Annotated in this window: 21 protein-coding genes and 2 pseudogenes; 6 read left to right on the forward strand and 17 right to left on the reverse strand. The window is 70.0% G+C overall.

The window, feature by feature from the left end; translation table 11 throughout:
• The first annotated feature begins 499 nt into the window (after positions 1–499).
• Positions 500–1,024 (forward strand): helix-turn-helix domain-containing protein, encoded by a 525-nt coding sequence (locus AB0P24_RS20085; protein WP_365795754.1) that lies wholly within the window; start codon positions 500–502, stop codon positions 1,022–1,024.
• A gap of 75 nt (positions 1,025–1,099) precedes the next feature.
• Here the strand turns inward: AB0P24_RS20085 and AB0P24_RS20090 are convergent, their stop codons facing one another.
• The 8 genes from AB0P24_RS20090 to AB0P24_RS20125 form a co-directional block, all read right to left on the reverse strand.
• Positions 1,100–1,837, reverse strand: coding sequence for a response regulator transcription factor (locus tag AB0P24_RS20090; RefSeq protein ID WP_365795756.1), 738 nt, complete (start codon positions 1,835–1,837; stop codon positions 1,100–1,102).
• A 103-nt stretch (positions 1,838–1,940) separates the two neighbouring features.
• Positions 1,941–3,368: an MFS transporter gene (locus tag AB0P24_RS20095; RefSeq protein WP_365795758.1), complete on the reverse strand. Its 1,428-nt coding sequence runs from the start codon at positions 3,366–3,368 to the stop codon at positions 1,941–1,943.
• Positions 3,369–3,430: 62 nt separating this feature from the next.
• Complete coding sequence (locus AB0P24_RS20100; RefSeq protein WP_365795760.1) at positions 3,431–4,363, reverse strand: ThiF family adenylyltransferase; 933 nt, start codon at positions 4,361–4,363, stop codon at positions 3,431–3,433.
• Complete coding sequence (locus AB0P24_RS20105; protein ID WP_365795762.1) at positions 4,360–5,316, reverse strand: hypothetical protein; 957 nt, start codon at positions 5,314–5,316, stop codon at positions 4,360–4,362. The genes AB0P24_RS20100 and AB0P24_RS20105 overlap by 4 nt, the downstream gene beginning before the upstream one ends.
• A 29-nt stretch (positions 5,317–5,345) precedes the next feature.
• Positions 5,346–6,575 (reverse strand): acyl-CoA dehydrogenase family protein, encoded by a 1,230-nt coding sequence (locus AB0P24_RS20110; RefSeq protein WP_365795764.1) that lies wholly within the window; start codon positions 6,573–6,575, stop codon positions 5,346–5,348.
• Positions 6,576–6,634: 59 nt separating this feature from the next.
• Positions 6,635–7,030, reverse strand: coding sequence for an SCP2 sterol-binding domain-containing protein (locus AB0P24_RS20115; protein ID WP_365795766.1), 396 nt, complete (start codon positions 7,028–7,030; stop codon positions 6,635–6,637).
• Between the two features lie 249 nt (positions 7,031–7,279).
• Positions 7,280–8,800 (reverse strand): glycerol kinase GlpK, encoded by a 1,521-nt coding sequence (gene glpK, locus AB0P24_RS20120; RefSeq protein ID WP_365795768.1) that lies wholly within the window; start codon positions 8,798–8,800, stop codon positions 7,280–7,282.
• Between the two features lie 42 nt (positions 8,801–8,842).
• Positions 8,843–9,610, reverse strand: a complete 768-nt coding sequence (locus AB0P24_RS20125) for an IclR family transcriptional regulator (protein WP_365795770.1) — start codon at positions 9,608–9,610, stop codon at positions 8,843–8,845.
• Between the two features lie 199 nt (positions 9,611–9,809).
• Between AB0P24_RS20125 and AB0P24_RS20130 the strand changes: the two genes are divergently transcribed.
• Positions 9,810–10,235 carry an ATP-binding protein gene (locus AB0P24_RS20130; protein WP_365795772.1) on the forward strand — a complete coding sequence of 142 codons (426 nt, stop codon included), beginning with the start codon at positions 9,810–9,812 and terminating at the stop codon, positions 10,233–10,235.
• Between the two features lie 116 nt (positions 10,236–10,351).
• Here AB0P24_RS20130 and AB0P24_RS20135 read toward each other — a convergent pair whose 3' ends face one another.
• Together AB0P24_RS20135 and AB0P24_RS20140 are read right to left on the reverse strand one after the other, a co-directional pair.
• Entirely contained in the window at positions 10,352–11,497 is a 1,146-nt protein-coding gene (locus tag AB0P24_RS20135; protein WP_365795826.1) for a PP2C family protein-serine/threonine phosphatase, read from the reverse strand.
• Between the two features lie 216 nt (positions 11,498–11,713).
• On the reverse strand, positions 11,714–12,472 hold the full coding sequence (locus tag AB0P24_RS20140; protein WP_365795774.1) for an IclR family transcriptional regulator C-terminal domain-containing protein: 759 nt from the start codon (positions 12,470–12,472) through the stop codon (positions 11,714–11,716).
• Positions 12,473–13,826: 1,354 nt separating this feature from the next.
• Here AB0P24_RS20140 and AB0P24_RS20145 point away from each other — a divergent pair.
• Positions 13,827–14,186: a hypothetical protein gene (locus AB0P24_RS20145; protein WP_365795776.1), complete on the forward strand. Its 360-nt coding sequence runs from the start codon at positions 13,827–13,829 to the stop codon at positions 14,184–14,186.
• Here the strand turns inward: AB0P24_RS20145 and AB0P24_RS20150 are convergent.
• The 3 genes from AB0P24_RS20150 to AB0P24_RS20160 form a co-directional block, all read right to left on the reverse strand.
• Positions 14,107–14,589: a luciferase family protein gene (locus tag AB0P24_RS20150; protein ID WP_365795778.1), complete on the reverse strand. Its 483-nt coding sequence runs from the start codon at positions 14,587–14,589 to the stop codon at positions 14,107–14,109. The two genes, AB0P24_RS20145 and AB0P24_RS20150, sit on opposite strands and share 80 nt — an antisense overlap.
• Before the next feature lie 175 nt (positions 14,590–14,764).
• Positions 14,765–14,971: a three-helix bundle dimerization domain-containing protein gene (locus AB0P24_RS20155; protein ID WP_365795780.1), complete on the reverse strand. Its 207-nt coding sequence runs from the start codon at positions 14,969–14,971 to the stop codon at positions 14,765–14,767.
• Positions 14,972–14,999: 28 nt separating this feature from the next.
• Complete coding sequence (locus tag AB0P24_RS20160; protein ID WP_365795782.1) at positions 15,000–15,395, reverse strand: luciferase family protein; 396 nt, start codon at positions 15,393–15,395, stop codon at positions 15,000–15,002.
• 423 nt (positions 15,396–15,818) lie between these two features.
• On the opposite strand from AB0P24_RS20160, the gene AB0P24_RS20165 reads away from it, so the two are divergent.
• Complete coding sequence (locus AB0P24_RS20165; RefSeq protein WP_365795784.1) at positions 15,819–17,009, forward strand: PP2C family protein-serine/threonine phosphatase; 1,191 nt, start codon at positions 15,819–15,821, stop codon at positions 17,007–17,009.
• A 280-nt stretch (positions 17,010–17,289) separates the two neighbouring features.
• On the opposite strand, the gene AB0P24_RS20170 is transcribed toward AB0P24_RS20165, so the two are convergent.
• Positions 17,290–17,652: a VOC family protein gene (locus tag AB0P24_RS20170; RefSeq protein WP_365795786.1), complete on the reverse strand. Its 363-nt coding sequence runs from the start codon at positions 17,650–17,652 to the stop codon at positions 17,290–17,292.
• 1 nt (position 17,653) lies between these two features.
• A complete protein-coding gene (locus AB0P24_RS20175; RefSeq protein ID WP_365795788.1) occupies positions 17,654–17,908 on the reverse strand; it encodes a transposase in 255 nt (84 codons plus the stop codon).
• A gap of 282 nt (positions 17,909–18,190) precedes the next feature.
• Between AB0P24_RS20175 and AB0P24_RS20180 the strand changes: the two genes are divergently transcribed.
• Positions 18,191–19,081 (forward strand): polysaccharide deacetylase family protein, encoded by an 891-nt coding sequence (locus AB0P24_RS20180; protein WP_365795790.1) that lies wholly within the window; start codon positions 18,191–18,193, stop codon positions 19,079–19,081.
• 137 nt (positions 19,082–19,218) lie between these two features.
• Here AB0P24_RS20180 and AB0P24_RS20185 read toward each other — a convergent pair.
• Both AB0P24_RS20185 and AB0P24_RS20190 read right to left on the reverse strand, forming a co-directional pair.
• Positions 19,219–19,439 (reverse strand): annotated as a pseudogene (locus tag AB0P24_RS20185) (diaminopimelate decarboxylase); the annotation flags it as partial.
• Between the two features lie 14 nt (positions 19,440–19,453).
• The gene (locus AB0P24_RS20190) at positions 19,454–19,792 is read right to left on the reverse strand and encodes an SAV_915 family protein (RefSeq protein ID WP_365795792.1); all 339 of its coding nucleotides are present in this window, start codon (positions 19,790–19,792) and stop codon (positions 19,454–19,456) included.
• Positions 19,793–20,065: 273 nt separating this feature from the next.
• On the opposite strand from AB0P24_RS20190, the pseudogene AB0P24_RS20195 reads away from it, so the two are divergent.
• Positions 20,066–20,472, forward strand: a pseudogene (locus tag AB0P24_RS20195) (hypothetical protein); the annotation flags it as partial.
• Positions 20,473–20,538 lie beyond the last annotated feature (66 nt).

Genomic DNA, 20,538 nt, shown 5'->3' on the forward strand with positions numbered 1-20,538 from the left:
TCAGTGGTCGCGGGCAGCATGACGGGTTCCTTCCGCGCGGTGTTCCTGTCTCTTGCCTTGCGCCGCCGGCGGGAGGCTCCCGTGCGTCTCCCCGGACGCTCGCGGGAGCCCGGCAGCCACCAGCGCCATGATGGCGATCAGCAATTCCCCGGTAGTGAGAATGTCTTCGGCTTTTTCCATGCATTTCCCGGCGTCTTCGAATACCGACCGTTCTCTTCGGCAGGTCCGCCCAGAGAAATCTACTCGCCCGGAACCGTACGGCGCCTCATTCTTTCTCACGAAATCCAGGGAAGCCCCGGGAGACCACACAAAGGACCATTAGAACTATTAACAGCCCGCCATCCGTCCTATTTTATGCAGATATCCCGGCACTGCCCTCGCTAATGCGGTTGTTGCCGCGACGCCTGGCGGCACTGCATAGTGAGCAGTAATGCCGCAGGGGGATCGAAACGAACAGACCCGCGCATTATTCCAACCATCCGAAAGGGGAAGAAAATTCGTGCCTCAATACAGTGAGGGGCAGTTATTCTCAGACACCCAGGACGTACGGGTCCTGCGCTGGCCGGTCGAGGGGCAGGAACTGGAGCGGTTGCGGCGCCGGGGAATCCTCCGGCTCCTCGTGGTGGAGAACGGCGCGACCCCGCCGGTGCCGAGCGACTCGCGGGAGGACTGGATCCGGGCGCCGGTCAGCAGGGCCGACTTCGCCGCCCGGGTCGCGGCACTCCGGGCCAGAGCCGACACGCACCGCATCCCCGTCCTCGACCAGGACGGACTCCTCCGGTACCAGGGGCGGATGGTGCCCGTGTCACCGACCCAGATGGACCTGCTGCAACCGCTGGTCGAGCGGTACGGCACGCTCGTGGCCCGGGACGAGCTGATCGCCCTGCTCCGCGCGCGGCGCGGAACGGCCAGCCAGAACGCCCTGGACCTGCACATCATGAGAATCCGGCGCAAGGTGGTCTGCCTCGGACTGCGCGTCAGGACCGCCAGCGGACGGGGATATCTCCTCGAATCGAGCGACTGATCTTCCCAACAGCCAAAGAAACGAGCCCTGTTGAGCGCCGTGCGCTCAACAGGGCTCGCGTGGAGCACGGCAGGCTCACTGGAGCGCCACCGGAGCGCTGGAGCAGGTCCGTCGCCGGACGGGCTCCGGGCAGGGCAGCGCCATCAGGCCCGTTCGATAGGCATGGATGACCGCGTGCACCCGATTGCGCAGGTTCAGTTTTTCCAGCAGACGTTGCACATGGGATTTCACGGTGTTTTCGCTCAGCACCAGCACCGCGGAGATCTCCGTATTGCTCAGCCCCTGCGCCAGCAGCCGGAACACCTCTCTCTCCCGCGGGGTCAGCGACTCGAATCCCGCCGTCTCCGCCGCGGGGACACCAGGGAATTCCGCGGCCTCGGGAAACCGCCCGCCGCCGCACGCCCGAGGGCCCTCCTCGTCGAAGAAGATCCGGTAGCCGGCCGCGACGACGCGAACGGCGGACAGCAGCTGTTCCGGGGTGACCCGGTGGAGCACGACTCCGTGCACTCCGGCCCGCAGGGCGCGCCGCGCACCCACGCCCCCCTCCTGGACCATGAGCAGGACGCCGGGCCCCCCTTCGCCGCAGCACGCGGACAGTTCGTCGACCAGCTCCACGGCGTCGGCGAGGTCCGGCAGCGCACCGGCAAGCAGCAGATGCGGCCGCAGTTCACCGGCCTTTGCCACCGCGCTCGCCCGGTCGGACACCTCGCCGACCACCTCGATTGCGTCGTCCTCGTCGAGGACGGACCGGATTCCGGTGCGGGCGATGGACCGGTCGTCCACCAGCAGGACCCTGATCGGTGGTCTCGTCACTGTTCCCTCCTCTCCGGCCGGATGTGTGTCATGCGGGCATGTGTCATGCGGGCATGTGTCATGGGGACATGTGCCGCTTCGTACGCCGGTGGCGTGCACACCGTCAGACCACGTCGCTCACGCACCCGGGCACGGCCGCTTCGGGGCCGGCGGTGCTGCCGTCGCCAGGGCGCCGCGGTACCAGCAGCACCGCCAGCGCTCCGCAGGCGATCAGGGCGACGCCGGTCCACACCGCCGGAGTCATGCCGTCCGTGAACCGGTCCGGGGTGGTGAGGTCGCCGTGCGCGGAGAACACCGAGGCGAGCACCGCGATGCCGAGCACGCCGCCGAGTTCGCGCAGTGCGCTGATCGCCCCGGAGGCCATGCCGCGCTCCCCGGCGTCGACCGCGCTCATCACCATGTTCGCGGTGGGCGTGAAGTAGAAGGTCATGCCCAGGCCGCACAGGACCAGGGCGGGGATCAGCGACGGATAGGGCACCTCGGGCGAGACCCGGGCGGCGATCCACCCCAGTCCGAGGGCCTGCAGGGCCAGGCCGAGCGCGACGATGGTCCGGCCGCCGACGCGGTCGGAGACGAGGCCCACCAGGGGCGCCACGAAAATCGGCACCGCGGTCCACGGAAGGATCCGCAGTCCCGCCTCCAGGGGCGTGTAGCCGCGTGGCCCCTGGAGGAACTGGGTGAGCAGGAAGACCGACCCGAACATGCCGGCGAACATCAGCAGGCCGGCGCCGTTCATCGCGCTGAAGGTCCGGTGGCGGAACAACTTCATCGGGAACATGGGGTGTTCGACCCGCAGCTCCCAGCGGACGAAAGCGACCAGGACGGCCGCGCCACCGGCCAGCGACAGCAGGACGCGCGCGCTGCTCCAGTGGTCGGCGTGACCGTTGATGATGCCGAAGACGATCCCGAAGAGTCCGGCACTGGCCAAGGCGGTGCCCACCAGGTCCAGCCGGGGGCTCGGGCCGTGGCTCTCGGTGAGCTTCCAGCGGGCGACCGGCAGCACCACCGCCCCGATCGGCACGTTGATCCAGAAGATCCACTGCCAGCTCAGGTGCTCCACCACCGCTCCGCCGAGGAGCGGCCCCATGGCGATCGCCACGCCCTCCACGGCGCTCATCGCCCCCAGCAGGGCACCGCGGCGCCGCTCGGGCGCCGCGTCCGTGAGGATCGTCAGGTTCAGCGGCATCAACAGCGCGGCGCCCAGCCCCTGCACGGCGCGCGCGGCGATCAGGGCGCCGATGCCGGGGGCCAGCGCCGCCCCGGCCGACGCGACGACGAAGACGCCCAGCCCGATGCCGAACATCCGCCGCCGGCCGAACCTGTCCCCGAGGGCCGCGCCGGTCAGCATGAGCACCGAGTAGGTGAGGGTGTAGGCGTTGACGGTCCACTCAAGCTGCTGGATGCTCCCGCCGAGGTCCTCGCGGATCGACGGCAGGGCCGTGATGACGACGAGGTTGTCGAGCGACACCATGGCCACGCCCAGGCCACAGCAGAAGAACGTCCACAGCACGCTGCGTCGCCGAACACTCATGTCCACCTCCATGGTCGAAATGGCCGTGCGGGCATCGCCGGTACGGCCTCGCCCGGCCCGCGTCACGAGGCCGCGCCGCGGCGACGGGCCAGCCGCAGGAGTTCCGGCAGCAGCGCCCCCAGTTCCACCGGCCACCGCGCCCGGGTGCGCCACCGCTCCCCGAACGGCCTGGCCTTCTGGTGCACATCGAGGCGGACCTCGGGCCGCACCCGCTGACCGGTCAGCAGCCGCACCACCATGTGGGAACTGATCACGCCGAAGGCCATGGCCGTGTAGGCGACCTGGGGGAAGCTGTAGTCGGTCTGGGCGTGGTTGGCCCGGATCTCGGCCAGCATGTCGGTCGGCACGTGCCGCAACGGCACGGCCCGGCGCAGCAGTTCCCACATGTCGTAACGGTCCGTGTCGTGCGGTTTGATGGCCCCCGCGAACGGTTCGCGGACGTGCCGGTAGTCGTAGCAGCGGACGTACTGGGTGCCTGCCATGTCCCAGCCGGTGATCAGCGGCAGCCGGCGCCGCACGGCGTGGTGATGCAGCAGGAGTTTGGCCCGCCACCCCTCGGGGGTCGTGACGTCCACCCCGTCGATGATCACCTGGCAGGAGGCCGTCAGCTTCTCGACGGTCTGCGGGGTGACTCCCTCGGTGAAGACGTCGACCGAGGCGTGGGGGTTGATCGCCCGCACCCGGGCCCCCGCCAGCAGGGCCTTGTTCCGGTCGAGGTCGGCGACGGTCGCCGACTGCCGGTTGAGATTGTTCAGTTCGTACGTCCCCGGGTCGGCGAGGACGAACTTCTGCAGGCCGAGCCGGGTCAGCGGTTCGACCGCCGCACCGCCGATCGACCCGCAGCCGGCTACCAGGACGGTGGCCGTGCGCAGCGCCCACTGATCGGTCCCGGGCACCACGCCTGCGTTACGGGCGGTCAGTTCGGCGTAGAACCCGGCTTTCGCCATGGCCCCCGCGGACGTCTCGGACTTCGGCTCCCTGTCGCCTCTCGTCACCTGCGGGTCCCTCCTCGTGCGGGATCGGGACGGTGTCCCGTACGCCTCCTGTGTGCGGCCAGGGTGGTGATCACGGCCTGCCACGAGGCCAGGTCGCTCGTCCCGTCGAGGTAGGAGCGGACCACGTCGCGGTACCAGGCGATGTCCGCGGGCACCGGGGCGGCGAACGGCTTGGCCACGACCGTCTGCCGGTAGATCGGCGCCATGGGATCCGACGCGCAGAGGTGGGGCGACGTGCCCTCGACGACGTGCAGGTCGAAGCCGACCAGCCGAAGGTGGCGCAGGGCGACGTGTTCCTTGGCGTCGCCGAGTACGACGCGCACGTCGTCGCCCAGTGTGAGCAGTGCCTCGCCGATGCCGAGCATCAGGTGCCAGGGGACGCGGGTGTACTGCTCGTCCCGTGGCATCGTCTGGTCCCGCAGGAAGCGCTTGAACTCGAAGGCCTGGTGGGTGCCCAGGCCGGGCCGTGCGTACCTGGCGAGCAGGTCGATGCGGTGGGCCGCCTCCGTCGGGAACGGGATGCGGCACGCGGAGTCCAGGGGCAGGCTCTCGGTGTCCGCCGAGCAGGCCAGTCCCACATAGCCGCGGATCTTCCCGGAGCGCGCGCACAGCGTGACGGTGTGGATGTTCTCCACGGGCGAGTGCGGCAGTGGTTCGTGGAAGGCGGCGGTGCGGTGGACCGCGTCGGCGGAGATCCAGTCGAGCCGGAGGTACTGGGCCAGGCGGAACCCCAGCATCCCCTTGAGGTAGCGGGAGGGGAACTGGCTGTCGCGGCCCGTGACCGTGACCAGGGCGCCGTGCGGGTCCTCGACGAGGGAGAGCGGGTCGCCCCTGAACTCCATGGGCAGCCGCCGGTAGCTGAGCCGGTCGTGGAGTTCGATGATGTCCTGGGCGTAGCGCCGGGCGCGGGGATCCCGGGTGTCGTCGGGCTCGGGGGCCGGGGTATCGCGCAAGACGGCGCCGACGGCTCGGGCGGCGGCGCTCACCACTCGTCCCGCCCGGCGTAGAGGCTGTCGGTGATGGCGAGCGCCAGGACTTCGGGGGTGCCCTCGTAGATCCGGGTGCCCAGCGCGTCGCGCATCGTCTTCTCCACGCCGTACGAGCGCAGATAGCCGCGGGCGCCGAGCAGGGACAGGGCCGTCTCCGCGACGTCGATCGCGGTCCGGTCCGCGAACAGCTTGGCCGCGGCCGGTTCGTAGACCGGCGGCGGCAGTTCGTTGTCGACCTTGTCGGCGGCGCGCAGGTACAGCAGGCGGGCGGCGTCGACCTTGGCGGCCATGTCGGCCAGCTTGGCCGCCGTGAACTGCTGGTCCTTCAGGTGACGGCCGCCCTGGACCCGTTCGCCGCACCAGGCGATCGCCTGTTCCAGGGCGCTGCGTGCCACCCCGGTGGAGATGCCGGCCACCGCGGCGCGCGCCATGTTGCTCTGCGCCATGTTGATGGCCATGCCCTCGCCCTCCGCGCCGATCAGGTACTCGGCGGGCACCCGGACGCCGTGGAACTCGAGTTCGCTGCCCAGGCATACGCGGTATCCCATCTTGTCCGCCACGGGCCCGCGGACCACGCCGGGCAGGTCGAGGGGAACGATGAAGGAGGTGAGTCCGGTCGCGCCCCGGCTGCCCTCCATGGTGGCGAACACGGAGGCGAACGCGGCGACCCTGGCGTTGGTGATGAACCGCTTGCGGCCGGTCAGAACGTAGTGGTCGCCGTCCCTCACCGCGGTCGTGACGTTGCGCGCGTGCTCGGCCTGGGAGGGGATGATGAGATCGCAGCCCGCGTCCTCCTCGGTGACCGCGTTGCAGGCGAGGACCGGTTCGTCGCCCGAGAACAGGGGCAGGAAGCGGGCCTGCAGCCGCGGATCGCCGGACAGCAGGATCGGTGCCTGGCCGAGCAGGGTGGCGCCGAAGATCAGTGCCGTGCCCGGGCAGACCACGGCCACCTCCTCCAGCGCGGTGGCGACGCCCAGCATCCCCACCCCCAGGCCGCCGTATTCCTTCGGAATCGCCGCGCGGGTGAGACCGATCCGGTGGCCGTGTCCGACGAGGTCCCAGTCGAAATGCGCCGCCGGTTTCTGGTCCAGGTCCTGGACGCGGGGTTTGACGATGTTACGGGCGAATTCCTGCGCGGCTTCCCGGAACTGCTCGACGCCGCTCGGCAGTACGTCGAAATTCAGCGCGGTCTCGGCCACGGATTCGGAGAGAGCGGTGTTCACGTGCGGTGTCACTCCTTGTGCGTTGGTTCGGTGTTCGGGGCGGGCCGCTCTACGGCGGTTCACGCGCCGATGCCGGCGGCCGCCGCGATATCGGGGTACCGGTCGAACGCGGGCCGCAGCATGGGCACCAGTTCCAGCACCTTGGCGACCTTCCCGCGGATCCGGAGCCGGCCCGTGGCGATGGCGACGGGCACCAGGAGTCGCCCCATCCACAGCGCGTGGGCCGTGTCGCAGGACATCCGGAGGGTGATCGCCGCCGGCCCCGCCTGCTCCTCGCCGACGCGGACACCGCCCTGCGGTGACACGAAGATCTCGCAGTCGGGCTTTGTGTGGACGAGCCGGACCGAGAGCCCCTCCTGCCGGGCCCGCGCCACGAAGTCGTCGTCCTCCAGTAATACGGTGAACAAAGTGCTGAAGACCTGCGCGGCCATTTCACTGGACGGAAAAACGGACATGTTCCCCCTTCGCTCTTCGCGCGCCCCGCCGGTGCTGAATCACCGGCGAAAGCGTCCGCATAAGAACGCTAAGGGTCGTCAGGACCGGCTTCCACCGGGCCGACATAAGACCGAAGGGAAGCGGACAGGACGTGGAAAGGAGGCACGGGAACCGCACGGCGGAAAACAGATACCGGAAAGGAGAACAACCACAAATGCCTTCGCGTGTTTTCACGCGAATCAACCGCAACCCTCTGCGTTTACAGCCACTCAGGATGCCCCGGGTGATCTGATCCAGCCCAGCGACCGTTCGACGGCCCGCTGCCAGTTGTCGTACTCCGACTGCCGGTGGCCGGGGTCCATTCCCGGCAGCCACCGGGCGGCCGGGTGCCAGTTGCGGCGCAGTACCTCGAGATCCGTCCAGTAGCCGGCGGCGAGTCCGGCGGCGTAGCCGGCCCCCAGGGAGACCGTCTCGGAGACCATGGGCCGGACGACGGGCACGTCGAGCACATCGGCGAGGAACTGCATCAGCAGGTTGTCCGCCGTCATGCCACCGTCCACCTTCAGCTCCTTCAGGGCCACCGAGGAGTCGGCGTTCATGGCGTCGACGACCTCACGTGTCTGCCAGCCCGTGGCCTCCAGAACGGCCCGGGCCAGGTGGCCGCTGGTGATGTAGGAGGTGAGGCCGACGATGACGCCGCGTGCGTCACTGCGCCAGCGGGGTGCGAACAGGCCGGAGAAGGCGGGGACGATGTAGCAGCCGCCGTTGTCCTCGACGGTCCGCGCGAGGGTCTCGATCTCCGGCGCGCTGCTGATCAGCCCCAGTCGGTCACGGAACCACTGGACCAGCGCGCCGGTGACGGCTATCGATCCCTCCAGGGCGTAGACCGGCGGCCGGTCCCCGATCTTGTAGGCGACCGTCGTGAGCAGTCCGTGCCGGGAGCGTACGACATCGGTGCCGGTGTTGAGCAGCAGAAAGCTGCCCGTTCCGTACGTGCACTTGGCTTCGCCCGGGGAGAAGCAGGTCTGGCCGAAGAGCGCCGCCTGCTGGTCGCCGAGCGCGGCCGTGATGGGAACGCCGGGCAGCAGCGCGCTGGCCTCGCCGTAGGTCTCCGCGGAGGATCTGATCTCGGGCAGCATCGCACGGGGCACGCCGAAGAACGCCAGGAGTTCCTCGTCCCAGGTGAGCGTGTGGATGTTCATCAGCATGGTGCGGCTGGCGTTGGTGGCGTCGGTGATGTGCAGACCGCCGTCGACGCCGCCGGTGAGGTTCCAGACCAGCCAGCTCTCCATGGTGCCGAACAGCACCTCGCCGTCCTTCGCGCGCTGTTCGAGGCCTTTGACGTGGTCGAACAGCCAGCGGATCCGCAGCGCCGAGAAGTAGGTGGAGGGCGGCAGGCCGCACCGGTCCAGGAAGAACTCCTCGCCGGGCCGCTGCCTGAGCTCCTCGACCAGCGGCGCCGTGCGCATGTCCTGCCAGACGAGTGCCCGGCCCAGCGGGGTACCCGTTCGCCGGTCCCAGAGCACCGTCGTCTCCCGCTGGTTGGCCAGGCCGATGGCGGCGACCTGTTCCCCGTCGACGGTCGCACCGGAGCCGGTCAGCACCTCGGAGACCACACGCCGCAGGTTGTGCCATATCTCGACGGCGTCGTGCTCGACCCAGCCGGGCCTCGGGAAGTGCTGCTGGTGCTCGCGCTGCGCGACGGACACCAGCCGGCCGCCCCGGTCGAACAGGATGCATCGCGTGGAGTTGGTGCCCTGATCGATGGACATCACATAACGCTCCACCATGATCGGGTCCGCCTTCCGATGGGTCGCGGAGGAAGCTGGGGTCTACCAGCGGGCGGCGCCCAGGTCTCTGGAGATCGCCCGTGCGGCCTCCCGGATCAGTGTGATCAGGCTGGGCTTGGGGCGCCCCTGGCTGTCACAGATCCGCTCGACCGGACCGGACAGACCGATGGCGCCGACGACCAGGCCGCCATGCCCCCGGATCGGCACGGCGAGCCCCGCCTCGCCCATGCTCATCTCCTGGTTCTCGACGGCCCAGCCCTGTTCCCGGACCTCGGCGAGTGCCCGGGTGAGCTGTTCCCGGGTGACCAGGGTGTGCCGCGTGTACGCGTCCAGCCCCGACTCCAGGGCGGAGTCGAAGGGCGCGGTCCCGTAGGCCAGCAGCACCTTGCCCAGCGAGGAGGCGTGCAGGGGCAGCAGCGCGCCCACGTCCAGGGTCTGGAGGGTGTCGTCCGGCCGGAACACGTGGTGGACGACCAGGACCATGCCTTCCAGGGGGGTGCCCAGGCGCACCGCTTCCCCGCTGCGGGCGGCCAGGGCGTCGGCCCAGTTGATGGATCGGGACCGCAGCTCGTTGACGTCGAGGTAGCTCGTGCCGAGGTGCAGCAGGGCGGCTCCGAGCTGGTATTTCCCGGTCGTCGCGTCCTGCTCCACGAAGTCCACGTGCTGGAGCGTGCGCAGAATGCCGTGGGCGGTTCCCTTGGCCAGCCCGAGGGAGGCCGCCACCTCCCCGAGTCCGAGTCGGCGAGGCCCAGCGGCGAGCAGGCGCAGAATCGCGGCCGCCCGTTCGATCGACTGGACCGGACCGGCCATGAAGCGAGCTTATTACCGTCTCGGGCGGTCCGCCGTACGGGCACGGGGCCCCGGCGGCGCGGCGGAGAGGGCGGCGTTCGGTAATGCCGACCCACGTTCATTGACCGACCCGGCGCGCCTCCTTAACGTGCTTGAAGGCCTGGCAGCGTGCCGAGGCACGAGATGCCGGGCCTGTGACACTGACCCCTGGAGACACGAGATGGCGGTACAGCTCAACACGCGGGTGCGGGGGGCAAGCGAACAGGTCTTCCCGATGCCGCCCGTCGCCGGTGCCGTACCGGACGTACGCCGACGCGCGGGTGCGGTCCTGGCCGCCTGGAAGGTGTCCCCGGACGTCGTCGAGGACGCGCTGCTGGTGATATCGGAACTGCTCACCAACGCGATCGTCCATGCCCTGCCCCCGGCGGTGCTGCGGCTTTCGTGGCTGCTGGACGGCGGACTCGGCACTCTGCGCATCGAAGTCACCGACGCGGGTCCCGCGCGTACGGCGGGAGAGCAGCCCGCGGGGATCGACCCGGACGAGCACGGCCGGGGCGAGGAGATCGTCCACGCGCTGGCGACTCGGTACGGCGTGGAGGCGCGGCCGGGCGCGATCACCCGGTGGGCCGATCTCGTCGCGGTGTGAACCGACGCCGGCTTTCTTCCCTTCAGCCTTCCCGTCAGCGGCCTGTTCGCCGCTGAGAACGCGGGGTCCGTCCGCGCGGCCGGCCGGCTCCCGCCGTCCTGGCTGACGGCGGCGGATCAGCTGCGCGAGACCACGGGAACGGCTCCGCGGCCGTCCTGGCCGTCCCGGCCGTCCTGGCTCTGGCCTGCCGGTCCCGGGACGGCCTTTTCCCGTGCCTTCGATGCGGTCGGGACCGGTTCGCCCACGGTCTGCATACGGAGCAGGAGCAGCGCCGCGTCGTCGTGCAGCCGGCCGCCCACATGTGCCAGCAGCTCGTCGTGGACCGCCGAGAGGATGTGCTCCGGTTCGTCGGACACATGGCGGGCCACCCTTTCGGCCAGCGGGTAGAACTCACGGGCGCGGTCGCGGGCCTCGACGACGCCGTCGGTGTAGAGCAGCAGCTGATCGCCCTCGGAGAAGGGCAGGATCTCCAGACAGGGGGGCTCACCGACGAGGGCGCGCAGGCCGAGGGGCGGAGCCGGACGGGCGGCCTCGACCGCGACGACGTCCCCGGACCGGGATATCAGCAGCGGGGAGGCGTGGCCGCAGTTGACCACCTCGAGCTGGCCGGCGAGCGGGTGCCCGACGACCACCGCGGTGACGAAGTCGTCGGGGCCGAGGTTGCGTGCCAGGCTCCGCTCGATCCTGCCGACGACGGCGAGGAGGTCGGGCTCGTCATAGGCGGCCTCGCGAAAGACCCCGAGGACGAGTGCCGCGATCTCCACCGCCGGCAGCCCCTTGCCGCGTACGTCGCCGACGATCAGCCTCACCCCGTGCGGGGTGGACACCAGGGCGTAGAGATCGCCGCCGATACGGGCCTCGGCCGCGGCCGCGCTGTAGCGGACCGCGACCCGGAACGGGCCGACGGTCCGCGGTATGGGCTTGAGCACGGCGTGCTGGGCGGCCTCCGCGACCGAGCGGACGGCGGCGAGCACCCGTTCCCGGCGACCGCGCAGCGCGCTGGACAGGGCGCTCGCCAGGGTGACGGCCAGCAGCGCCGCGAGCATGGCCGCCAGTTCGTGCCCCGGACCCGCCTCCCTGACGCCGAGGGCGGCGCCCAGCACCGCGGCGAGGAGTCCCACGCACAGGACACCTCGGGGACCGTTGGTACTGGCGGCCAGGGCCGGCCCGGCCGCCAGCAGCGGCAGCCAGAACATGCCGGGGTCGGCGAAGACGTCGACGAGCGCGACGCCGGAGACGATCAGAACCGGCGCCACCGGCATTCCGGCGGCCAGTTGCGAGGCGGCGCGCCTGGGGACCGGTGTCCCCGGACCGGCCCCTGGTTTCCTGAGCGGCCGCAACGGCCGGCGCTTGCCACCATGGTCACCCGCCTGCCTCATGTCCCTGTCCGCAATCCTCACCTGTACGGCCCCTAAGCCCGACTTGTCCGTTTCATTCAGGAAACGGGGTTCGGTCGGCATGCCACAAGGAGAGGGTTTTCAGATAGTGAGCGAGAGACCTCTGGTCACGCGGTCCGCGGTCAGGAGCAGCCGGCCCCGGGCCTGCGGGAGGCGGGAGAGCCGTTCCACCGGGAGCGAGACGCCCAGCGAGCCGAGGACGTCGCCGCGGTGGACGGGCACGGCGATGCACACCGTGCCCAGCGCGTACTCCTCAAGGTCCGTGACGGCCGGTGCCATGGGAGAGGCGTCGAGGTTCCGGAGCAGCTCGGGCAGGCTGGTGACGGTCCGCGGCGTCAGATCGGCCAGATCATGCCGGGAGAGGTAGTCACGGCGGGACTCCTCGTCCAGTTCGCGCAGGACGGTCTTGCCCAGCGCGGTGGCGTGTCCCGCCTCCTCGAATCCCACCCAGAGGTCGACGCGGGGCGCGCGAGGTCCGTCGACGATCTCGGCGACGCTGATCTCGCCGCCCTCGTAGAACGTGAGGTAGGCGGCGGCGGTCAGCTCGTCACGCAGCGCGGCGAGCGCCGGCCGGACGCGGCTGAGCAGCGCCTGGGTACGGCCCGTGGTGTGCAGCGTGTGCACCTTGTCACCGAGGACGAAGCCGCCGTCGGCCAGCTTCCGCAGGTATCCGTCGTGGGTCATCGTCCGCAGCAGGTGGTAGGCGGTGGCCAGGGGCAGCCCCGTCTCACGTGCCAGCTGCTTCGCGGGCGCGCCGTTCTCGTGCGCGCTCACCGCCTCCAGCAGTCGGAAGGCACGCTGCACGGACATGATGAGCGTGGGGCTCTCCTGGACGCCCATGCCACCAGCGTGCGCCCGACACGCGGCGTGAGCAAGACGCGGGGCTCTCCGGTCATGGCGTGAGCAGGACGCGAGGCTCCCGGGCCCTGCGAACGGCCCCCGTGCGGCCCCGGCGACTGGGACCCTTCATGGTTGCCGCACGCATTCCTGTGCCCATAAGTATGGTGTCCCACCGCATACGCCTCTGACCTGCGCCTTCCTACGGTGTGGCGACACGCAGACGTCCCCGTCGAACGCCAGGAAGTGGTGCCGATGTCGTCGCCCACAAGCGCTCCACCAGCCCCGCACAACCTTCCCCGCATCGTCGCCGGAAGCCTCGTCGGCACCACGACGGAACCAGCGCCGGAAGTCGACGGTGACGGCTAACGCCCCTCAAAGCGAGTCCAGCAGCTGCTGTCTGCAAGGCGGCGTCCGAAGGCACTTCCTCACTTCTCCGTGTTGGCAGGGCAGGCCGCGGACAGCGCAGCAGTTCACCGTGGCAGCCGCCATGGCTTCCGGCCTGCGATGGGGCCACGGACGGACATGCCGCGGACAGGCGGATTGCCGGTCTGTGCGTGCGGTGCCGCCCCCGGCCCTACAGGCTGGGGCGGGGAGTTGGCGGTGGGCAAGTTCGCGGGCCGCTTCGGAGGCGAAGAACGTGGCGCGTCACGTACCAGGGACGCGCCACGACACCGCCGCGTCAGCTCGGCGTCCCGGCGGCGCCGGTAGCTGGCATCGGCGAGGATCTCGACCGCGGGTCCGTCGGCCAGGAGCTTGACCAGCCCTGCCTGGCGAGCCAGGCTGGCGAGCAGCCGGTCGACGAAGACCAGCCGGTGCTTGCACCGGCGCCCGCTTCCCGCTTCCGCTGCCTGGAGGCGAGCCCGGCCTGGCGGCGCTCGTGCCACAACGGGCCGATCTCAGCAACGAGTTCAGCAATCACATCGGCCGTCAGACCCGTGATCCGTCGGTTGCCGATGATCACTGCACGAGTCGCAATCCCCACCACACGACCATGATCAACGATCAAGAGCCCGACGCCTCACTGCCTACCGTGCACGAGCTCGTACGGGCTGTCCCGCAACCGCCCCGAGTGAGCGGTGGTCGGGCGGTCTCGGCCCCTCGCCGGCCGGGCCACCTGCCGCCATACGCGGCGTCCATGAACTGCACCTGCGGCCCGCGGAGCGCCCACGCGTCGGCTGTCTCGCCTCGGGTCGCGCCGCCTGGACAGCTGACCGTCACATCCCCGTCCGCCCTGGCCTCGTCTCCTGGTCGCCCGGACGGACCGCGCACCGCGCGCACCGCCACCGCACCCGGACACCATGAACAGCAGGTGCAGTCCGGCGGGCCCCACTCAGGCAGAGACAGGAGACAACCCATGCGATTGCTGGAGTCCGAGGACTGGGTTGTGGACTGGGCAGCACGGGCCCGTCTGGCCCCCCACGGCCGGCTGCTGGCCGGGCTCCTGCTGGAGCTGGCCACCCAGGCCCCGGTCAGGGCTCACCTGGCCCGAACCGTGGACCTGCCTCTGCACAGCGCAGCTGGAGCCCTGGGCACCTCGCCCGAGACCTTGCACCGCGCGCTGCGCTGTCTGACCAGCGCCGAACTGATCAGTCACACTCTCCACCACCCCGACGGGCAGTCCGTCCACGCGAGAATCACCCTCCTCTCCCAGCCGCCCGAGCACCGGCGGACGACGACAGTGACAGGTTCGCCCGGGAATCCGGTCGCCGAGTGACACTTGCGGCCTGCTCGGACGCAGGGAGGCAGAGGAAGAACCTGTCGTTGCCCGAGGAGCCGGTCAGCATGGCCGCCGCTGAACGGGGCCTGGCCGTTGTCGGCCTCAGGAAACCAGGCCATCTCTTCGGTCGGGGAAGGTCACCCGGTTCCAGTTGCGTCCCGGTGCCACTCCGGCGCACGCCGTGTGCGCCTTGCAGGGCGGCGCTGACCAGCGACAGCAGGGTGTCGGTGTCCGCGTCGTCGTCCAGGTGCACCGTCGCCCACTGCGACTCGGCCAACAGCCGTATCGCAGTGGATCGTCTCAACTGATCTCCGAGCCTGCGGATCATCCGCCCGGTCAGATGCAGGTCGGCGTCGCTGGTGGATTGAAAATGCACGATCTCACAGCCTTGGGAGCACATGGCGCGCCCGTGCCGCAGCTGGCCTCCGTCCAGGTCAGACCAGGCCAGGCCCGCAGCAGCTCCATGGCACGCCCCGCACTCATGCTCGCCATGGCGCCCGAAGCCATCCTCGCTTTACCAGATGTTCGGCCTACCAGGGGGCGGAAGCAGCCGCTAAGGACCCCTTAGGGCACCATCAGCCGGATGAATTACTCAACAGTGCCCGCGCCTTGCGTTCGACCAGTACGGGTACGAATTCGCGCACGGGCCGGTCCGTGAAGGACGCGTGAACCTTGGTTACTGCGGCCTCGACCTCGGCCGGGCTGCGCGTCGCGCTGAAAGCGTCCGTCAGGCGCTCCACGACCCCGCGGATGGCCTCGTCCTCGCGTGCCTTGTCAGCCACAGCTCCACCCTGTCTGGAAAGGTGTTTCTCAGCCTCCGCCGAGATTCTCACGCGGACCTGCCGCGCTGCGATGATCATTGCATTCGGCTCGCGGAACATCGTCCGGAACCGGCCACGCCTGATGCGCCTGGAGGGCGAGGCTGACCAGGGTCATGAGGAGATGAACGTCCGCGTTGACATCGAGGCGCAGCGTCACCCACTGCGAGCCGGGCACCATCTGGACGGCGCTCGCTGCCGTGAGGTGTTCTTCGAACCGCCTGATGGCCCGGGCCGTGAGGTACAGGTCAACGTGGTCGTCGGAGTGGAAATGGACGATCTCACCGTGAGCCGTACGGAGGGCTCGACCAATACCGCAGCTCGGCTCCGCCTCGGTGAGATCGGGCCAGGCCGCCAGTTGCGCGAGGGCACTCGCTGCCAACGTCATTCGGCCATCATGACCAGCTCACCCTCCGGCCACCAGAAGGTGAGGGATCCGTAACCGATCCGCAGCGCCGGAAAGGCCGATACCGACTCGATGTACTCGGCTGGCCAACTGCGATTACCGATGGCCAACCAACTCTGGAGGTGTGACGAAGTGCCTCTGTCGGTAAGCCCGGGTGTCGCAGTTGACCGCAAGCTGGTCATCCGTTCTTGCTCTGGGACGCCCCTGAGCAACTTCCAGGCATGAACAATCGCGCCAGATGCCGATGCCCCCCTTGCAGGTTCGGATGCGGGGAACCGGCGAAATATGCTGGTCATGCCTTTCGTGGGGCCGGAAGCAATCACTTCCCGCGCTGTCAGGCCGTAGCGTGCGAGTGAGGAGTCCGGGGGGAGAGCCTGCGCGACCAAAAAGGCGTAAAAAGGTCATATGCGTCTACGGGATATCCGGCGGGGCCGGCTCCCGGAGCACCGGCGCGGGCTGCTGGCGATGGCCCTGGTGCTGATCGTGGCCATCGCCGTGGCGGACATCGGTATCGGTACCAGTGTTCATCTGGGGCCGTTGCTGGTCATCGCGCCGACGTTGACCGCCTCCTTCGCCGGTCCGCGGCTGACTGCTCTGGTCGGGGTTCTGGCGGAGGTCGCCCTGGTGATCATCGCGATTTTCCACGGTGGGCTGACCACGACCAACCATGTGGCGCAGCTGATCGCCCTGGCCGTGCTGTCGGCTCTGGTGGTCTTCGTCTGTTACGCGCGGGAGCGGCATGCCCGGGAGCTGAGCCGGTTGCGGTCGGTGGCCGAGACGGCGCAGCGGGTTCTGCTGCGGCCCCCACCCCGCCGGATCGGGCCCTTGCGGGTGGCCTGGCTGTATCTGGCCGCCGAGGACGACGCCCAGATCGGGGGCGACCTGTTGGCGGTCACCCGCGCCGATCAACCCTGCACCCGGATACTCATCGGCGATGTCCGGGGCCATGGGCTGGCCTCCGTCGACGAGGCGTCGGCGGCGATGGGTGCGTTCCGTGAGTGCGCTCACCGGTACGGGTCTCTGCCCGAGCTCGTCACCGCCGTCGAGGAGAGCGTCTGCCGGAACCTGGAGGAGGTCGCCGGCACCGCGCACGACGCCGACGAGCGCTTCATCACCGCTGTCCTGATCGACATACCCGATCAGGGCCCACAGGCTGAGATGCTCAACTGCGGCCACCCGCCGCCCCTGCTGATCCGCGGTGGCCGGATCACCGTCCTGAACTCCCGCCGTCCCGCGCCCCCGCTGGGCCTGCGTGCCCTGTGCGTAGGGAGCGATCGCACCGACCGTTTCACCTTGGAACCAGGTGACATGCTGCTGCTCTACACCGATGGGGCAATCGAAGCGCGCTCACCGACCGGAGCCTTCTATCCACTCGCCGAACGGGTCGCTTCCTTTCGCGCGTCAAGCCCGGATGTCCTGCTGCACGAGATCCACCGTGACCTGCTCACGCACACCGGCGAGCAGCTCACCGACGACGTCGCCTTCCTGATCATCGAACGCACCCCCTCACGCCATCTGCACCGGCCACACCTCGTATCCCGTGCCGACGGATCAGCCCCGTCCGAACCGGCCGACCGTCACGGCCTGGCCCGCTGAGCACGCTCCGCGCATACGTCACTCCGCGAGCGCATTTCGTCGGCTGCCCGACGCTGGCGCACGGTGCCGCGAGGGCCTTGCGGCGGGCCTGCGTCGGCTGCGGCGGCGCGGTTGTCCAGCATGCGGCGGCGGATGCGAGTCATCGCGAAGTCCTCCTCCGGCACGCCCACGCGCGCGCCTTCTCCGCCTACGGGGCGTGAGTGCTGGGGGGCCGGGGGCCTTCTCGCGAGCCAACGGGCGTCCTTCGCCATGGTCGCGGCCAGCACAGAATCGGACTCATTCATCCAGTGCGCGGGACGTCGGACTCGTTGCCCTCGGGACCGGCCATGACCACCCAGCTCCGGCCGGGGCCCTGGCCCACGTCCACCTTGGCGGCGCCGAGACCGACCAGCCTGTCCACCTCGTCGTCGGTGGTGCCGCCGATCGGGCTGACGTCGAGGTGGAGCCGGTTCTTCACGGTCTTGCCCTCAAGCACCCCGATGAACACCATAGTGGGCGCCAACTGGCGGGCCCGGACCTCCTCGACGGTCGGCACCCAGAAGCCGATCTCGACCTTGCCCTCGCTCCGGTCGATCACCATGAAGCCCAGGACCGCGCACCCGAAGGCCGCGAGCTGCTCCGGATCGTGGCAGTCGACAACCAACTCAGTGAACCAGGACCTCGTTCTCCTGCTCCAGCAGCTTGATCCGCCGTCGTGCTTCCCGCAGTTCCGCGCTCTCCTGGCTCGTCACCCCGGGCTTGGTCCCGTCATCGATATCCGCCCCGCGCAGCCACTTCCACAGCGTCATCGGGTGGACCCCGAAGTCGATGGCCACCTGCTCCACCGTGACACCCGGGCCGCGGTTCCTCGCGACCCGCACGACGTCCTCGCGGAAATCTTCCGGATAAGGCTCGGGCACAGCGACACCCTTCCCACCCCCCTACAGGGCAAGCCAGTTCAGATGTCACCCGATCGTGCAGCAGACCCCTGGAACACTCCGCTCTGTGATTCTCGCGCCGGTCTGCCCGCCCGCACGCCGAAGCCGCGTGTGATCGCTACCCGGCGTGCCGGGAGCAAATGATCCACGAAGGATTGCTGGCGATCCCTTACCTCTCTTTTCCCGGAGGTGATCGTTCCCCGCGTACGGTTGCCGTGCGGGGGGCGGCTGCCTCTCGGTGACTTCGACCAGATGGGGCCGCGGATGAAATCCAGTCGCCGGGCGGTACTGGCGGCCATGGCGGGAGGCGTGCTCGCCGGTTGCGCGGGCCCGCAGGCCGGGACGAGCGGCACGACCACCTCCGCCGCCTCACCCAAAGCGCCGCAGGCGACCGCCACGAGTATCCCGGCGCACCCCTCGTCCACGGCACACCGGGCCGTCCCCGCAGCCACCCGTGCCGACATCGTGGCCCGCTACGGCCACACCGTGCCGCACACCTGGGGCTTCGACGCTCCCGGCGTGGTGCGTGCGCTACCCACTGCGAAAGAGCATCAGATCGCGCTGACATTCGACGCCTGCGGGGGTCCGGGAGGCAGCGGCTACGACCGGGCCCTCATCGACTTCCTGCGCAGACGGGAGGTACCGGCGACCCTGTTCATCAACTCCCGCTGGATCGGCGCCAATCCGGCTGTCTTCCGGCGCCTGGCCGCTGAGCCGCTGTTCGAGATCGCCAACCACGGCACCCGGCACCGTCCCCTGTCGGTCACCGGGCGTTCCGCCTACGGCATCCCCGGCACCCGCAGCGCCGCCGAGGTCTACGATGAGATCGTCGGCAACCGCGCCGAGCTCACCCGCCTGCTGGGGACTCCGCCGCGCTTCTTCCGCTCCGGCACCGCGTACTGCGACGACGTGGCGGCCCGGATCGTCACCGACCTGGGCGAGCGGTTCGTCAGCTTCTCCGTCAACGGCGACGCCGGCGCCACCTTCACCCACGAACAGGTCCGTACGACCGTCGCGTCCGCGCCCGCCGGCTCCATCGTCATCTGCCACATGAACCACCCCGACGGGGGCACCGCCCGCGGCATCGCCGACGCCATCCCCCTTCTCCAAGCCACCGGCCACACCTTCGTCCGTCTCTCGGAAGCACTGCATTGACAGGGCGTCCGGCGTTCCCTCAAGCTGCCCAGCGCTCGATTGCCGGCCCTACCAGCAGACAGGCGGCGAAGATGGGTCTGCTGCAGGTTTGGGGGTTGACGTGCCCCACCTCTCAGGTTCCATTTCTGCTGGCTACTGACTTCGGTGTCCGGGAAGGCGTCCCGGTAGGTACGACAGCGGTCGCGGACCTCGGCTTCGTCGAGGACGTAGACGGGGGCGCCGAAGCGGTCGGCGACCTCGGCGAGCGGGACGCCGCCCACGGCGAGGTCGCCGGGCCGGCGCTCGGTGGTCGAGGTGGGCCACAGCGACAGATCGGCCGTCGTGGTGGAGAGGTGGTGGGTTCGTGGACCGTGGTCATCGGGGCTTCCCCTCTCAGGCTGCCCGCAGGGCGGGGATCTCGTGGGTGACCGACGTGACTGGCCCCGGAGCCGGGGCGGTGAACTGCGGGTCCACCGTGACCGTGGTGATGCCGAGCGGGGCGGTCAGCGCGCGCAGGGCGGGTTCGGCGAGTCGGGTCCACGCCTGGTGGGGGCCGAGGGTGGCGGTCAGCCTGCGCTCGGAGGTGAAGCCGACGGCCGTACGGTTGCCGAGCGGTGTGCGGAAGAGCCGGGCCGCACACCCGGAAGGGCCCGACCGGACCGGGACGTACAGGGGGCCGGCCGGGTGTCGATCGGAGGGCTCGGGGTCGTCGTCGTAGAGGGGTTGTGCCACGGGGTGCCTCCCGAAAGGCGATCGATGTGGGATGCCCCGGGCGCGGGGAGGCGGGCCGGGGCTCGCCTTCGACGTTATGCCCGGCGCCCCCGGCTTCCCAATGTGCCCTGACGAGACACTGACGGTGGCCGGGAGGACCTTGACGGGATGCTGACGACCTGGGGGGAGGGCATGCAACGGCAACGTCAGAGGCGGTGCGCCGTCCAGGTTTGAGGCCACCTCTCGGCCGTGCACCGCCGGAGCGCCTGGCGGCTGCGGCTGAACAGCGGCCAGGTGGAGTCGGCGACTCGCCTGACCATGCTCAACGTGCTCTCCGCCGCGATGGCCGAGATCACCCGCGAACGCCCTGGCTCGTCGACGTACGGCTGCGCGGGCTGGACCCCGGCTTCGTGGTGACGCTGCCGCCCGCCGGCAGTGCCCCTGTGGAGCCCACCGCGCCCATGGGACCGCTCACGGCTCCGGCCCCCGCCGACGGTGACGAGGGGGGCACCACCCGCGTCAATCTCCGGCCGCCAGCCCGTCTCAAGGCACGCACCGAGGAGGCCGCGAGCCGCGAGGGCCTGTCGGTCAACGCATGGCTGGTGCGGGCGGTGTCGGCCGCGGTCGACAAAGGCACGCGGCCGTGCGCGACGGAACGGACCCACACCCTCGGACGGAGCTTCACGGGCTGGGTGCGGTAGCAGCGCCCGCCCCGGAGCACAGCACTTCATCCACACCACGTCCCACCAGCGGGGACGCTCCAAGGG

Source organism: Streptomyces sp. NPDC086519 (assembly GCF_040686075.1).
Classification (GTDB): domain Bacteria; phylum Actinomycetota; class Actinomycetes; order Streptomycetales; family Streptomycetaceae; genus Streptomyces; species Streptomyces shenzhenensis.

Coding starts and splice junctions, on each gene's coding strand:
- AB0P24_RS20130 (WP_365795772.1), top strand. CDS start 9,810: ATGGCGGTACAGCTCAACACGCGGGTGCGGGGGGCAAGCGAACAGGTC.
- AB0P24_RS20160 (WP_365795782.1), bottom strand. CDS start 15,395: ATGACGTTGGCAGCGAGTGCCCTCGCGCAACTGGCGGCCTGGCCCGAT.
- glpK (WP_365795768.1), bottom strand. CDS start 8,800: ATGGTGGAGCGTTATGTGATGTCCATCGATCAGGGCACCAACTCCACG.
- AB0P24_RS20135 (WP_365795826.1), bottom strand. CDS start 11,497: ATGCCGGTGGCGCCGGTTCTGATCGTCTCCGGCGTCGCGCTCGTCGAC.
- AB0P24_RS20125 (WP_365795770.1), bottom strand. CDS start 9,610: ATGGCCGGTCCGGTCCAGTCGATCGAACGGGCGGCCGCGATTCTGCGC.
- AB0P24_RS20145 (WP_365795776.1), top strand. CDS start 13,827: ATGCGATTGCTGGAGTCCGAGGACTGGGTTGTGGACTGGGCAGCACGG.
- AB0P24_RS20115 (WP_365795766.1), bottom strand. CDS start 7,030: ATGTCCGTTTTTCCGTCCAGTGAAATGGCCGCGCAGGTCTTCAGCACT.
- AB0P24_RS20095 (WP_365795758.1), bottom strand. CDS start 3,368: ATGAGTGTTCGGCGACGCAGCGTGCTGTGGACGTTCTTCTGCTGTGGC.
- AB0P24_RS20165 (WP_365795784.1), top strand. CDS start 15,819: ATGCGTCTACGGGATATCCGGCGGGGCCGGCTCCCGGAGCACCGGCGC.
- AB0P24_RS20150 (WP_365795778.1), bottom strand. CDS start 14,589: ATGTGCTCCCAAGGCTGTGAGATCGTGCATTTTCAATCCACCAGCGAC.
- AB0P24_RS20180 (WP_365795790.1), top strand. CDS start 18,191: ATGAAATCCAGTCGCCGGGCGGTACTGGCGGCCATGGCGGGAGGCGTG.
- AB0P24_RS20140 (WP_365795774.1), bottom strand. CDS start 12,472: ATGGGCGTCCAGGAGAGCCCCACGCTCATCATGTCCGTGCAGCGTGCC.